14 protein-coding genes are annotated in these 13,327 nt (G+C 61.0%); 9 read left to right on the forward strand and 5 right to left on the reverse strand.

The window, feature by feature from the left end; all coding sequences use genetic code 11:
* Position 1 precedes the first annotated feature (1 nt).
* The 3 genes from ACO08C_RS10250 to ACO08C_RS10260 are packed head-to-tail and all read left to right on the forward strand — an operon-like array spanning position 2 to position 3,638.
* Positions 2–1,231, forward strand: a complete 1,230-nt coding sequence (locus ACO08C_RS10250) for a serine hydrolase domain-containing protein (protein WP_421785435.1) — start codon at positions 2–4, stop codon at positions 1,229–1,231.
* 12 nt (positions 1,232–1,243) lie between these two features.
* Positions 1,244–2,080 carry an N-carbamoylputrescine amidase gene (gene aguB / locus ACO08C_RS10255; RefSeq protein ID WP_421785437.1) on the forward strand — a complete coding sequence of 279 codons (837 nt, stop codon included), beginning with the start codon at positions 1,244–1,246 and terminating at the stop codon, positions 2,078–2,080.
* Positions 2,081–2,084: 4 nt separating this feature from the next.
* The gene (locus ACO08C_RS10260; protein ID WP_421785439.1) at positions 2,085–3,638 is read left to right on the forward strand and encodes a GNAT family N-acetyltransferase; all 1,554 of its coding nucleotides are present in this window, start codon (positions 2,085–2,087) and stop codon (positions 3,636–3,638) included.
* 3 nt (positions 3,639–3,641) lie between these two features.
* Here ACO08C_RS10260 and ACO08C_RS10265 read toward each other — a convergent pair whose 3' ends face one another.
* A complete protein-coding gene (locus ACO08C_RS10265; RefSeq protein WP_421785441.1) occupies positions 3,642–3,815 on the reverse strand; it encodes a hypothetical protein in 174 nt (57 codons plus the stop codon).
* 132 nt (positions 3,816–3,947) lie between these two features.
* Here ACO08C_RS10265 and ACO08C_RS10270 point away from each other — a divergent pair, with 132 nt between their 5' ends.
* Entirely contained in the window at positions 3,948–4,469 is a 522-nt protein-coding gene (locus tag ACO08C_RS10270; RefSeq protein ID WP_421785443.1) for a hypothetical protein, read from the forward strand.
* On the opposite strand, the gene ACO08C_RS10275 is transcribed toward ACO08C_RS10270, so the two are convergent.
* Positions 4,466–5,122, reverse strand: coding sequence for a MarC family protein (locus tag ACO08C_RS10275; protein ID WP_421785444.1), 657 nt, complete (start codon positions 5,120–5,122; stop codon positions 4,466–4,468). The genes ACO08C_RS10270 and ACO08C_RS10275 overlap by 4 nt on opposite strands.
* 169 nt (positions 5,123–5,291) lie before the next feature.
* Here ACO08C_RS10275 and ACO08C_RS10280 point away from each other — a divergent pair, with 169 nt between their 5' ends.
* Both ACO08C_RS10280 and ACO08C_RS10285 read left to right on the forward strand, forming a co-directional pair.
* Positions 5,292–6,584 (forward strand): ImmA/IrrE family metallo-endopeptidase, encoded by a 1,293-nt coding sequence (locus tag ACO08C_RS10280; protein ID WP_421785446.1) that lies wholly within the window; start codon positions 5,292–5,294, stop codon positions 6,582–6,584.
* A gap of 1 nt (position 6,585) precedes the next feature.
* Positions 6,586–7,677 (forward strand): beta family protein, encoded by a 1,092-nt coding sequence (locus ACO08C_RS10285; protein WP_421785448.1) that lies wholly within the window; start codon positions 6,586–6,588, stop codon positions 7,675–7,677.
* 67 nt (positions 7,678–7,744) lie between these two features.
* Here the strand turns inward: ACO08C_RS10285 and ACO08C_RS10290 are convergent, their stop codons facing one another.
* From ACO08C_RS10290 to ACO08C_RS10300, 3 genes are all read right to left on the reverse strand, one after another.
* Complete coding sequence (locus ACO08C_RS10290; RefSeq protein ID WP_421788702.1) at positions 7,745–7,912, reverse strand: BBE domain-containing protein; 168 nt, start codon at positions 7,910–7,912, stop codon at positions 7,745–7,747.
* Between the two features lie 168 nt (positions 7,913–8,080).
* A complete protein-coding gene (locus tag ACO08C_RS10295) occupies positions 8,081–10,150 on the reverse strand; it encodes an alpha/beta fold hydrolase (RefSeq protein ID WP_421785450.1) in 2,070 nt (689 codons plus the stop codon).
* A gap of 114 nt (positions 10,151–10,264) precedes the next feature.
* The gene (locus ACO08C_RS10300; protein WP_421785451.1) at positions 10,265–10,654 is read right to left on the reverse strand and encodes a MerC domain-containing protein; all 390 of its coding nucleotides are present in this window, start codon (positions 10,652–10,654) and stop codon (positions 10,265–10,267) included.
* Between the two features lie 122 nt (positions 10,655–10,776).
* Here ACO08C_RS10300 and ACO08C_RS10305 point away from each other — a divergent pair, with 122 nt between their 5' ends.
* From ACO08C_RS10305 to ACO08C_RS10315, 3 genes are read left to right on the forward strand one after another with little or no spacing between them, the layout of a single operon-like run.
* Entirely contained in the window at positions 10,777–11,358 is a 582-nt protein-coding gene (locus ACO08C_RS10305; protein ID WP_421785453.1) for a ZrgA family zinc uptake protein, read from the forward strand.
* Positions 11,358–12,059 (forward strand): ATP-binding cassette domain-containing protein, encoded by a 702-nt coding sequence (locus ACO08C_RS10310; protein WP_421785455.1) that lies wholly within the window; start codon positions 11,358–11,360, stop codon positions 12,057–12,059. The genes ACO08C_RS10305 and ACO08C_RS10310 overlap by 1 nt, the downstream gene beginning before the upstream one ends.
* Positions 12,056–13,312, forward strand: a complete 1,257-nt coding sequence (locus tag ACO08C_RS10315; protein ID WP_421785457.1) for an ABC transporter permease — start codon at positions 12,056–12,058, stop codon at positions 13,310–13,312. Before ACO08C_RS10310 ends, ACO08C_RS10315 begins: the two co-directional genes overlap by 4 nt.
* The last annotated feature ends 15 nt before the right edge of the window (positions 13,313–13,327 follow it).

Below are 13,327 nucleotides of genomic sequence, written 5' to 3' on the forward strand. Positions count from 1 at the left end.
CATGCGCGCCCTGTGTGTTGTTGCGTTGATGTTGATCGGCTGGACCCAGCCCGCGGGGGCGTCCAGCCCGGCGCTTTATGCGCAAGTTACACCCGCCGTACTGGCCGCTATGGAACCCACGCTGGTGATGACGCCGCCGCGTTTTGACCCGCAACTGGCCTATCTCAACGCTTTCCGGCAGCGCCTCGAAGAGGTGGCCGCGCGTGATTACATGGCCGGCCTGGCAGTGGCCGTAATCGATCAGGGCGAGCTGGTCATGGTATACACGGCCGGCGAAGTCGCCGCCGGATCGGGTGAACCGGTCACCGACCGGACGCTGTTCCGCGCCGCTTCCGTGTCAAAGGGCATGACCGGGACGCTGATGGCCCTGCTCGAACATGAGGGCCGATTATCGCTCGATGAAAGTGTGCCGCGCGAATTGCTGCCCTTGCCGCACGGCCGCAGCGCGACCGCTGTTCAGGTGCTCGCCCAGCGGACCGGCCTTGTGCCGCATGCGTTGGACCGGTCCATGGAGCGCGGTATCGAGCTTTACGATTTGCGCAACCGGTTCCGGACGCAGCGCGCCGTCTGCCGTCCGGGCACGTGCTATTCCTATCAGAATGTCACCTATACCAGCCTCGAAACACTGGGCGCGCAGGCGGCGGGTCTGCCGTTCGAGCAGGCCATGCGGGCCTGGTTGTTCGAACGGATCGGCATGCCGGATGCGACCGTCGGGGTTGACGATCTGGTCACCGCGGAAAGCTGGGCGAGGCCGCATCGGCGCCGTGAGCGCGAAGACGGGCTTCCCGTGCCGGGCGATCCAGAGTCGGCATACGATGCCACGGTGTCAGCAGCCGGCGTCAATATTTCGCTGCGTGACATGATTGCCTATGCCCAGGCGCATCTGGGGATTAGCGGGCGGTTGCCGCGCGCCGTCATCGAGCGGGTACAGACCAGCCAGGGCGACACACCCGAGCAGACGCGGCGGCTCTATCGCCTGTCCGAGCGCATTGACGGCACGGGATACGGGCTCGGCTGGCGTTCCTATGACTGGAATGGCCGGCAGCTGATGACGCATTCCGGCTATCTTTCCGGCTACGGCGCGCAAATCTATCTGGAACCCGCGACCGGTTTTGCGTATGTGGGCCTGTGGAATGCGGACGGCGATGCGCCCTGGTGGCTGTTTCCGACGCTGATGGATTTGCGCACGGGCGACGGGCCAGGCGACTGGATCGACCGGCTCGACGAATAGAACGGAATTTCAATGGCCGGAAACAGGCTGACCGTCGCGGCGCTGCAGGCGCCGTTCGGCCCGAATATCGACACGAATATCAGAACCGTGGCGGACCTGGTGCGGGCCGCGGCGGCCGACGGGGCGCAGGTGATCCTGCCGCCGGAGCTCTTCCAGGGGCCGTATTTCTGCAAGACGCAGGAAGAGCACTGGTTCGAAACCGCCTTTCCGGCGCTGGAACATCCGTGCGTGACGGCGCTGCAGCCGCTGGCTGCGGAGCTGGGCGTGGCGATCCCGGTGTCGATCTTCGAAAAGGACGGGCCGAGCTACTACAATTCGCTGGTCATGGTCGACGCCGACGGCGCGGCGCTTGGCGTCTATCGAAAGAGCCACATTCCGGACGGGCCGGGCTATCAGGAGAAGTATTATTTCCGCCCCGGCGATACCGGCTTCAAGGTTTGGCCGACGCGGTTCGGCCGTATTGGCGTCGGCATCTGCTGGGACCAGTGGTTCCCGGAGGCGGCGCGCGCTATGGCGATGATGGGGGCGGATGTGCTGATGTATCCGACGGCGATCGGCTCGGAGCCGCATGATGACAGCCTCGATACGGCGGCCCGCTGGCGCCGGGCGATGCAGGGGCATGCAGTGTCCAACGTGATCCCGGTGATCGCTGCCAATCGCATTGGCGACGAGGACGGTCAGGTGTTTTACGGCACCTCCTTCATTGCCGATCATTCGGGCGCGATTGTCGCCGATCTTGATCGCGAGACGACGGGTCATATTTCTGCGGAATTCGATCTCGACTTCCTCAACCGGCACCGCGCGGCGTGGGGCTTTTTCCGCGACCGGCGTCCGGAGTTTTACCGCTAGACCCATGGCCGACGATAAGAATCCGCAAACCAAATCCGCCCGCCTTGTGATCCGCAATGCCGAGACGGACGACATTGACGACATCATCGCGCTGCAGCTGCGCGCCTTTCCCAAGATGGAGCCGGATTCGGCGGGCATGATCCGCGGCCGGCTCGAACGGTTTCCCGAGGGCCAGTTCGTGGTCGAGCTGGATGGCGAGCTCGCCGGCTGGGCCTCGACCTTCATCGTCGACGAGGCGCTGGCCTTTAGCGATCATTCGCTCGACAGCATTACCGGCCATGGCTATGGCTCGCTGCACAATCCCGACGGCGACTGGCTTTACGGGGCGGAGATCGCGGTCGATCCCAATGTGCGCCGCATCCGGCTGGGCCAGCGCCTGTATGATGCGCGGCGGGGCCTGTGCGAGGATTGGGGGCTGAAGGGCATCGTGTTCGGGGCGCGCATGCCGTCCCTGCGCCGCAAGGTGAAGGAGTACGGGTCGCCGGAAGCCTATCTCGACGCGGTGCGCGAGAAGAAGGCCAAGGACCCGGTCTTCGCCTTCCAGACGCGGCTCGGTTTCGAGCCGGTGCGGCTGTTGAAGGACTATTATCCCGAGGACAAGGATTCGCTCGGCCATGCAGTGCTGATGTCCTGGCCCAATCCGGCCTACGAGCCGGAAGACAAGGCGCCGGTGCGGCCCGAGCCGCGGACGATCCGCGTCGCCGCCGTGCAATTCCAGGCGCGGGCCGAGGAAAGCCTCGAAAAGTTCGAGCGCAATGTCGAATATTTCGTCGATGTCTGTTCGGACTACCGCGCCGATTTCTGCGTCTTCCCGGAAATGTTCACCGTCGCCCTCTTGGCGCTGGAAAAGCGCAAGCTGACGCCGGAGGAATCGATTGCCGCGCTAAGCCGGCACACGCCGCGCTTCATCGAGTTCATGCGCGGGCTGGCGGTCGGCTACAATATCAACATCATTGGCGGCTCGCACCCGACCGAGACCGAGGATGGCGACATCCAGAACGTCGCCTACGTCTTCCTGCGTGACGGCTCGGTGCACGCCCAGGAGAAGATCCATCCGACGCCGAATGAGCGCTTCTGGTGGGGCATCAAGGGCGGCGATGAGGTACGCACGATCGACACGGATTGCGGGCCGATCGGCGTGTTGATTTGCTATGACGCGGAATTTCCGGAGCTTGCCCGCAAGCTGGCCGATGAAGGCGCCGGCATTCTGTTCGTGCCCTATGCGACCGATGACCGGACGGGTCATTTGCGCGTGCGCTATTGCGCCCATGCGCGCGCCATCGAGAACCAGGTCTTCGTGGTGACGGCGGGCAATGTCGGCAACCTTCCGGGCGTTGAAAACATGGACGTCAACTATGCCGAGAGCGCGGTCATCACGCCGTGCGACTTCCCGTTCGCGCGCGACGGTCTGGCCGCGGTGGCGACGGAGAATGTCGAGACGATTGCGGTCGCGGATATCCGGCTCGACGATCTGACATCGGCGCGGCATTCCGGCACGGTGCGCAATCTGCGCGACCGCCGTTTCGATCTCTACCGGGTGGTCTGGAACAAGCGCTAGGCGTCAGGCCGGTTTGCGGCGCGGCAGCGCCATGCCGAGCACGAGTGCGATGGCGAGGGCCGGCCACAGGAAGGCGATGCCGGCATTGATATTGCCCTGCGAAAAGGCGACGGCACTGGCCGTCACGCCGGTGAGCACCAGCGCCAGGACTGTCACAAAGACCGCAAGCCTCAACATGGCGGCGAAACTCCTCAAGGCCGTCAAGTATACCGACGAGTCTTTAAAAAACGCTTGCGGCCAGATTGTGGTTCCCATTGACAAAATGCACTCAAAGAACTTTGATAATCAAAGTTACGAGGAGCGGATCTCATGAAACATGCGATGATGGCGATGGCATCGATGGGAGTCATTGCCGGGATTGCGCAATCCCAGCAGCCGCCCGAGGCGCTGCCCCCGGCGCAAGCCCTGTCTTTCATGCTGGGTCACTGGCAGGGGGAGGGCTGGCGGATTTCGGCGCAGGGCGAGCGGCAAGTTTACCGCATCGAGGAAACGTTGACGGCGCAGGCCGGCGGGCATGCCATTTCCATTGTCGGGATCGGCGAGGCCGGGGAAGGCGAGGACGCGCGCCGGATCCACAATGCCTACGCCATGATCTGGCGGGAGCGCGACGGCCGCTATCGCATGCGCTCGGTCGTCGCGCCCGGCTATACGATCGAAACGACGCCGGAGCTCACCGGGAACGGCTATGTCTGGGATCTCAATGCCGGCCCCATGACGATCCGCTATGAGACCGTCATCGCGGACGGGCTGTGGATCGAAACCGGCGAACAGCTCCTGCCCTCCGGTGAGACTGTGCAAGTTCATGAAATGCGCCTGCGGCGCGTCGATTAACCCGCCAGCAGCGCGCCGGAAATCCCGTCAAAGATGAATTGTGCGGCCAGCGCCGCGAGGATGACGCCGAGAATGCGGGTGATCATGGCGGCCAGCGTGTCGCCCATGATCCGCATCAGCGGGCCGACGGCGAGGAAGATCACCAGGCAGGCCACGAGATTGGCCGCAAGCCCGCCGAAGATCGCGATCTGGCCGATCGCCGTGCCGCCATCGCTGGACATGAACAGCATGATCGAGGCGATTGCGCCCGGCCCGGCCAGCATCGGGATGGCCATCGGGAAGACCGAAATGTCCTCATGCGTGCCGGGAATCGTCTCGTCCTCGTGGGACATTTTGTCGGCCCGCTCCTCACGGCGCTCGGTGCGCTTTTCGAAAATCATGTCGAGCGCGATCAGGAAGAGCAGCACCCCGCCGGCAGCGCGGAAGGCGTCGAGGCTGATATGAAGCGCGCCCAGCAGCCATTCCCCGCCATAGGCGAAAAGGACGAGCACGCCGCTGGCAATCGCCACCGACTTGATCGCCATGGTCCGCCGGTGCGCCGGCGTTGAGCCTTCCGTTAGCGCGCCGAAAATCGGCGCCACGCCAATCGGATCGATGACGACAAAGAAGGTGACAAAGCTGGCGGTCAGAAGGGCGTAGTCGAAGGCTTCCATGGCGGTGTCTGTCCGTGGTCCGGGGCCGATCCCCAAAAAATCAGGATGGCTCCGGCCCTATCACGCGCCCGGCCGCTTGGCGATACCCGCTCTTGCATGGCGGGTTTGTGTTGGCTTTTGCACAACAATTTTGTTGTGTCAATTGACCACAACAAAAGCGTTGTGTTAAATGGGCGGTATGAGCACGCATTTGATTCTAAACGAAGCTGGGTTGAAGGAAGCCCAGTCGAGATTGGCAGAAATCAAGAACGCTTTTGAACGGGGCGTTCTTTTGCAGCGGCTGGCAGCAGGGCTGTCGCCAGAAATCATCCAGATGGTTGAGACGTCGTTGCGCGGAGAAATAAACGATCTATCCGACGCCATTTCATCATACCAGTTAGCCAAAGAAACTGGCTCGTCGCGAGAGTTAGAGAATCGCGCCGGGAAAGACCCGGGCCTTATGCTGATAGTCGCTAGAGTTGCCCGAGGACTTACTCAGCGGGAGTTGGCGTGGCGCATGGGTATGAAGGAGCAACAAATCCAGCGTTACGAGGCGGATCGATACCGTTCAATCAGTTTGCGAAACTACCAGAGGCTAGCAAAGCTCTTGGGCGTGAAGTTGGATCCAACAATTGGCGATAAGTTCGCTATTAGCGGTTTGGACAATGTAATCGAGGATGTCTCGCGCGCCGATATACGAAAAATTCTTTCGCATGGACGGACCCACGGCTGGTTCACCGACAGCATGGACGAAAACAAACTTCGTCAGTTTATCGCTGAGAATAGAGTTGATTATGGCAGCCCTACGCTTCTTCGTACGGGCTTAAATGTTGAAGATCATAGCGAAGACGTGTTGCTGCAATCGTGGCGGGCTGTTGTTGAAGAGCGGGCGCGTGACGAAATAAGACTAGGAGTCGGTAGGTTTCGTCCGGCCAAATTAGATTGGCTTATCGATTTGCCGAAGCTCAGTATTTTCGAAGATGGGCCGGTTAGAGCCAAAGCTATTCTTAGAGAAAATGGAATTCTATTGATTGCCGAACCGCAAATACCGGGCTTAAGTATAGATGGCGCTGCGTTTTTAGTAGAAGATGTGCCAGTTATCGGCCTAACACTTCGGCGTGACGATGTTGGCAATTTTTGGTTTTCACTATTACACGAGGTTGCCCACGTAATATTGCACCGTCGCACTGGTTTAACGCTAGGATTCTATGATCAGTTTGAGGGCAAGCCCATTGATGATCAAGAGATGGAAGCTAACCGCTTCGCTTCGGAATTGTTGCTGAAAGACGAAATATGGCGGAAGTCGCCAGCGCGAATTACTCGATCTCCCAAGGTTGTTGAAAAATTTGCCCGCCAGATCGGAATCAGTCCATCGATTATTTTTGGTCGCATTCAAAAAGAGCGAGATGACTACAGCATATTTTCCAAAAACATCGAGCGCGGAAAAATAAGACAGCAGCTGTACAGAAGGATGAAACAGTAGGATGCCAATTTACCGGCCCGCACTTCGCTTCAAAGAAGGTGAATACTTGGCGCTTGCCTCTCTCCCAGAAGACATGAAGCGCGAAGTGATTCCATACTTCGTGATACCGCCGCTAGCCGAGCGCGACCCAGAAAAACGGCGGGCAATTCGAAGCGACGAAATCGCTTATATTACCGGCGAAAGAATAGGGAGATACTGGCCCCTGCAGTCCGCGTACGTTGATCTTAGGTTCGTACTTCCTGAACTAAGTGCCAAGGACGTCGCTCGAGTTTTCGCCCAAGCTGCTTCGAAAAATGACGATCTAATCCCAGTCATTCCTGCGGTAGATTTTGAAGGGTTTCCTTGGAAGGAAGTGATCCGTAACGAATCTCCGAAAGCGGCGATATACATACCGCATTCGGAATTGGATTACGATCTGCTCAATAATGTGTTGGCTAGTATCAGGCTTTCAGCTTCCGAGTGTGAGCTGTTTGTAGATTTCTCAAGCGAAGAGCTATCGCCAGAGATTGCTACCGATAGCGTTATTGCGACGGTTGAAGACTTAGCGATCCAACAACCGTGGGCTTGCATTATCTTTCAGGCTTCGAATTTTCCGATCAAGAATCCGGCCGATCCTGACAATGAATGTTTAATCCCGCGGTATGAGTGGGAAATTTACAAGCAATTGCTTGCCGCCGCGGATGTACCAAGAGAGCGATTGGGGTTCAGTGACTATGGACCGGACACCGGTACAATCGTGTTTCCTACGAAGTCTGGCGGTGGCATGCCAATCCGGCACCTGAGATATTCGACGACTAACGGCACCTTGGTGATGCGCGGCAAAAAAGAAGGCAATCAAAGCGACGAAATTCGGCGCATTTTGAAGAAGCTGATTTCGCGATCCGAGTTTTTCGGTGCCGATTACTCAATTGCAGACCGAGAGATGTTTGATGCTGCGACCGGGCGTTCAGGAGTTGGTAACGCAACAACTTGGCGACGGTGGAACATGGGGCACCATTTTGCTCTCGTGCTAAGGGAATATGGAAAATTTATTGGTCGCAAATTTGCGCCTGTAGTCATTTCTGAACATCACGACCAAATCCAATTACTGTAACAGTCTATTTGATCGCGAATTTGGCAAAGTAGTACTGTCATTTCGTTCGGCCTTGATGCGCTGTTCCTCACCCCACCCCGATATTCCGGTTGTTGCGGAACACATTCCGCTTGTCCCAGCGGGACTTGACCGTGCGCAGGCGGTCATGGTTCGCGCTATTGGTGGCGCGGATATCGGCCTCGGCATTGGAGGCGAGGTAATTCGCATAAGTCGGGATGGACGCGCTTCTTGCGATGACGGTGTTGGCAGAGTCGACTCAACCATGCGAGCGGTGGATTGTCCGATACGCTGCCAGGTCGCGGAAATGCAGAGACCGCCAGCGTTATACGGCAAGGCGCTTTCCATTGGATAATGGTTCCGTGGCCAGCGAACCTTTCGCTTGCCGATTCCTGCCGGCTTCGCCCTAAAACGGTGTCAAATCCCACATCAACGCGAACACGGTGAGCGAGATCGCCGCCAGCCCGGTCAGCGTCACACCGGTCAGCGTGCCGAAGCGCACCGCGCCATCGGCGCGGGACCGGAATAGCTGAACGAGCGCCAGCAGGCCGAGGAGGCCTGACAAGAGGCCGAGCCAGGCGCCGATCACGGCCGGGCCGGCCAGGCCGGCCAGGATGGCGAATTCCGAGATCTCGAAGGCCTGATAGCCGCCCAGCCCCATCAGGGCAGGGAAGGCGACGCCGGCGAGGGCCGCGCCCCAGGCAAGCCAGCGCGCACCGCCGGTATCGGCCCGCAGGGTTTCGGCGCTTTGCCGTCCGATCAGGCGCGCCAGCCAGGCGATCGGATAGATGAAGGCCGACAGCAGCAGGATGAGCAAAGAGAGCCCGACCCAGACACCGATCGGCGCCAGATTCGCCGGATCGTCGACGGCGATCAGGCCGGCGCGCACGATGGCGTCGGTGTGATACAGCGAGACAAACTCGGGCTCGGGCACGGCGGTTTCGAAACAGCCGGCATCGACAGATTGCGGATCGGGATTGTCGAAGAAGGCATTGAGGAAGGGTCCGGCGCATTCGGGCAGGGAACGTGTCGGACCGTGTCCGGCATAGGGCACTTCGACATAACGCGCATTCGAGAAGCCGGGCATGATCAGCTGCGCTAGCGGCGGCGGCGTGACCGGGTCCCAGCCGCCATTGACGACAATGATCGGCCGGTCGCTCTCAACGAATTCATAGGCGGCAGGGTCAGGCTGGGGCGAGAGCCCCTCCTCGGCGCATACCCGCGCGACATGGATGGAATTTTCGACAAAACCGGTGCCGGCAAATTGCGGGTTTTCCGCAAGATCGTCGGCCGCTACTTCGGCCGCGGCGCCGTGAAACCCGTCATTGCAGCGGATCGCGCTGGCCATGCCCATGGAAATGCCGATGCCGCCATCGTCGCCGCCATTCGCGAGCAGTTCGAAGACCCGCCGGTCATCGGTCTCGACGGCGGTGACGATGGAATCGAGGACGGCGGCCATGGCCGGATGCTCGTCCTGTTCGTACATCATCACGAAAGCCGGGAAGAGCAGGATTTCCGGACCGAAGCGGACCCGGCCTTCGGGGTGGAGTTCGGGATTGTCGACCTCGACGATGACGGGGTTCTCGCGCATTTGCGCGATGGCGGCATCGAGCCGCGGGCGCAGCCCGTCGCAGATCGCAGCGTCGGCGCAGGCCTCGAACATATTGTCGAGACCGCGATTCACCCAGCGGGCGATGCGCATCAATTCCAGCGGCTGGATTGGCGCGATCGCGTCGAGCACCATGGCGCGGACACCGTCGGCATCTTCGCGCAGCACCATCTGTCCGAGATAGGACCCGTAGGAAATGCCCCACACATTCCAGTCCTCGTATCCCAGAGCTTGACGCAGGGCACCAACGTCCCGGGCGTTCTCGACCGTGTTGTATGCCGCGAGATCGATGCCCGCGGCCGCTGCCGTCCGGAAGCATTCGCGCATGCGCTCGGCCGTGTTGCGGCCGCTTTCGTCGAGGGTTTCGCCCCAGGCCAGGTCGCGGCGGACCGCATCGAATTGCGGGCAGAAATCGCCGGAATTGCCGATGCCGCGATGCTCGAGAATGTAGAGATCGCGCTGTTCCAGCACATCGTGCTCGCGCAGCCGGTCGGCATAGCCTTCCAGCGTCACACCCGGTCCACCGGTCAGGTAGATCACCGGATCCGGGCGGACGTCCGCCTCGTCCTCGGCGGTCGAGGCAATGCGAACATAGAGCAGTTGGAGGAAGCGCGTGTCGGGATCGGCGCGGTTTTCCGGCACGGCGATGAAACCGCAGCTCATCTCGCCCGGCTCATAGTCAAATGAGAAGGGGCAGACCACGTCGGTCACGTCCGATGCCGGCCAGTCCAGCGTGGCCGGCACGGTCTCTTGCGCGAGGTCAAGCGCCGGTACCGTCGCCTCCGTGGGGGTCTCTACGGCCTCATCCTGAGCCCAGCCGGCTGCGCTGACGAGCAAAGCCGATAACGCGATCACACTCGATTTCATTGGATTGTCTCCCCGCATGTCCGGCGCCAAGCCGGTCTTGGTGTAGAGGTTAGTCGCAACTCTCAATATCGCAAAGACAATGCGCCATGGCGGGCTGGACCGCGCGGCGGTGAACTAACCCCCGTGCCAGCGCTGGAAGTTGGCGGTCAGGTGCGCCAGGCTCAGGCCTATGGCGGAGATGATCGTCATGATTTGCTCGGCCCGCTCGCTGACGCCGGCCAGCGCGGCGAGGAACAGGCCGGCGACCGACACAATGCCAAGAATGCGGATCTGTGTGCCAAGCGGAGACCGTGGCCATTGGCGCATCGACAAGACGAGGATGAATGCGGCCGCGATGGCCAACGAAATGTGAACCCATTCGCCAGCCAGCCAGGTCAGCCCGGGCAGAGCGGCGATCAGCAATGGCGTTCCGAGGCAATGCAGGATGCAGGCGGCGGACAGGCCAATGCCAATCCCGTTTGAGGCTTGTGCGCTGACCGGCTTCATCGAACTCGTCTTCTGCACGTTTTGCACCTCTCCTGGCTGACGCCAGCTTTGTTATGATATAACATTACGGGACACAAGGGCGCAAAACCGCCACGGGGCGCTGAAGCGCCCGCGCGCAACAACATGATGAGGTCGAGACCATGCTTTCTTCCCTTCCTGCCTTCCTTTTCGGCGCGCTTATCGTTCATCAGGGCGATGTGCATGTTCATGGCCATGGCGCGCTCGTGATCGGCGCCGAGGCGACCGGCCGCGTTGAGGCGCAGCTGGACGTGCCGGCCGAGTCGCTCTGGGGTTTCGAATATGCGCCGCGAACCGACGCCGAGCGGGCCGCGGTCCTGGCGGCACAAAACCAGCTGCGCGCGCCGGGTCTGCTTTCCTTTTCGCAGGCCGCAGGCTGTACGCTTGAAACGGTCACGATTTCCGGCCTTGAACCGGATGCGGACGCCGATGATCATCGCGGCGGACACAGTCATGAGAAGCGCGATCATGTTCACGGTCACGATGATGATCATCATCATGGCAGCGATGATCATCACGGCCATCAGGACATCTCCGTCCGCTTCCAGTTCTGGTGTGCCTCTGCGGACGATATCGACCGGATCGCGACGACGATGTTCGAGGCTTTCGAGCGGCTGCAGCAGCTCAATGTGGTGTATGTCGATGCCCGCCGTCAGGCCGGTTTCGATCTGACACCGCAGGAGACGATGTACCGCTTGCCGTAATGACAACTTTCGCCCTTTCCCTTTCTGGCGTGACGTATGGCTGGAAGCTGGAGTCACCGCTGCTCGATGTGCCCGAATTCGCTGTCGAACGGGGTGAGCGCGTCATGCTCATGGGGCCGAGCGGGTCGGGCAAGAGTACGCTCCTGGGACTCATTGCCGGCGTTTCAGCGCCGCAGGCCGGCGAGATCTGCGTGCTCGGCGAGCGGCTCGACCAGATGCGCCCGGCGCAGCGTGACGCTTTCCGGGCCGAGCATCTCGGCGTCATCTTTCAGCTGTTCAACCTGGTTCCCTATCTGACGCCGGTCGAGAATGTGGTCCTGCCCACGCTGTTTTCCGCGGCGCGGCGAGCCAAGGCGAGCGGAGCGGCCGGGTCGGTGCGTGACGAAGCGCTGCGCCTGCTGGGACGGCTGGGACTGGATTCGGCGCATGCGCACAAGCCCGCGCTGGAATTGAGCGTCGGGCAACAGCAAAGGGTGGCAGCCGCGCGCGCCCTGATCGGACGCCCGGGACTGGTCATCGCCGACGAGCCGACATCGGCGCTTGATGCGACGGCGCGGGATGTGTTCCTCGAACTGCTTAGCGATGAATGTGCGCGATCCGGTGCCACGCTGCTTTTCGTCAGCCACGATGTGTCGCTGGCCCCGCGTTTCCAGCGTTCCGTCGATCTTCTGGCCCTGAACCGATGCAGGCCGGCAGCATGAGGTTTCCGCTGCTCCTTCTGGCCATAAAAAGCCTGGCCAACCGCAAGGTGTCGATCGCTTTGACGGTTGTTTCCATCGTGCTGAGCGTGACGCTGTTTCTCGGCGTGGAGAAGATCCGCGACGGCGTGCGGGAGAGCTTCAATTCCACCGTGTCAGGGACCGAGCTGATCGTCGGCGCGCGCGGCGGGGCCATCAATCTCCTTTTGTATTCGGTATTCCGGCTCGGCGATCCGACGGCGAATATCAGCTGGCAATCCTATGAGCTGATCTCGACGGCGCCGAATGTCGACTGGGCGGTGCCGATCTCGCTCGGCGACAGCCATCGGGGGTATCGCGTCGTGGGAACGACGCCGGCCTATTTCGAGCACTATGGCTATGGCCGCGACCAGCGCCTCGAATTTTCCGCTGGCAACCCGTTCGCCGGTATCTATGAAGTCGTCCTTGGCGCAGATGTCGCGTCGCGGCTCGATTACACCATCGGATCCGAACTGGTGTTGTCGCACGGTATCGGCGATGTGAGCTTTTCCGAGCATACGGGGCATGATTTCCGCGTCGTCGGGATCCTTGCGCCGACCGGAACACCGGTCGACCGGTCCGTCCATGTGTCGCTGGAAAGCATTGAGGCGATCCATGAAGGCTGGCAGGCGGGCATAGCGCCGGGCGCCGTTGCCGCATTGCCGACCACGGGCGAAGACCTGACTCCTGAAAGCGTGACCGCAATATTCGTCGGGGTCAGCTCGCCGATCCAGATCCTGAATCTGCAACGGCAGATCAATACGTATCGGGGCGAGGCGCTGACGGCGATCATGCCCGGTGTTGCGCTGGGCCAGCTCTGGCAGGTCATTGGCACTGCGGAGCGCGCCTTTGCCGCTATTTCCCTGCTGGTCGTGTTGGTCGGGCTGACAGGGATTCTGACGGCTCTGTCGTCGAGTATCCATGAGCGCCGCCGCGAGATGGCGGTATTGCGGGCCGCAGGCGCCCGGCCGCGCGACATTTTCCTGCTGCTGGTGTTGGAGGCCGCGGTTGTCGCGCTGGTTGCCGCGGTGATCGGCATCGCCGTGGCCAATGCGGCCTTTGCCGTCATCGGTGGAATGATAACTCAGCGATACGGGATCAGCCTGCCTGCCGGCATCGGTGTCGAGGAGGTGTGGGTCCTGGTTCTGATGCCGCTCGCCGGTGCGGCGATGGGGGTTTGGCCGGCGGTCCGCGCGTTGCGGAATGCCTTGTCGGACGGTTTGTCGATCCGGCTTTGAGACGAGATGGAGTTG

This window comes from Hyphobacterium sp., from assembly GCF_965229905.1.
Taxonomy (GTDB): Bacteria; Pseudomonadota; Alphaproteobacteria; order Caulobacterales; family Maricaulaceae; genus Hyphobacterium.

Coding starts and splice junctions, on each gene's coding strand:
- ACO08C_RS10285 (WP_421785448.1), top strand. CDS start 6,586: ATGCCAATTTACCGGCCCGCACTTCGCTTCAAAGAAGGTGAATACTTG.
- ACO08C_RS10260 (WP_421785439.1), top strand. CDS start 2,085: ATGGCCGACGATAAGAATCCGCAAACCAAATCCGCCCGCCTTGTGATC.
- ACO08C_RS10270 (WP_421785443.1), top strand. CDS start 3,948: ATGAAACATGCGATGATGGCGATGGCATCGATGGGAGTCATTGCCGGG.
- ACO08C_RS10295 (WP_421785450.1), bottom strand. CDS start 10,150: ATGAAATCGAGTGTGATCGCGTTATCGGCTTTGCTCGTCAGCGCAGCC.
- ACO08C_RS10250 (WP_421785435.1), top strand. CDS start 2: ATGCGCGCCCTGTGTGTTGTTGCGTTGATGTTGATCGGCTGGACCCAG.
- ACO08C_RS10265 (WP_421785441.1), bottom strand. CDS start 3,815: ATGTTGAGGCTTGCGGTCTTTGTGACAGTCCTGGCGCTGGTGCTCACC.
- ACO08C_RS10280 (WP_421785446.1), top strand. CDS start 5,292: ATGGGCGGTATGAGCACGCATTTGATTCTAAACGAAGCTGGGTTGAAG.
- ACO08C_RS10315 (WP_421785457.1), top strand. CDS start 12,056: ATGAGGTTTCCGCTGCTCCTTCTGGCCATAAAAAGCCTGGCCAACCGC.
- ACO08C_RS10275 (WP_421785444.1), bottom strand. CDS start 5,122: ATGGAAGCCTTCGACTACGCCCTTCTGACCGCCAGCTTTGTCACCTTC.
- aguB (WP_421785437.1), top strand. CDS start 1,244: ATGGCCGGAAACAGGCTGACCGTCGCGGCGCTGCAGGCGCCGTTCGGC.
- ACO08C_RS10305 (WP_421785453.1), top strand. CDS start 10,777: ATGCTTTCTTCCCTTCCTGCCTTCCTTTTCGGCGCGCTTATCGTTCAT.
- ACO08C_RS10310 (WP_421785455.1), top strand. CDS start 11,358: ATGACAACTTTCGCCCTTTCCCTTTCTGGCGTGACGTATGGCTGGAAG.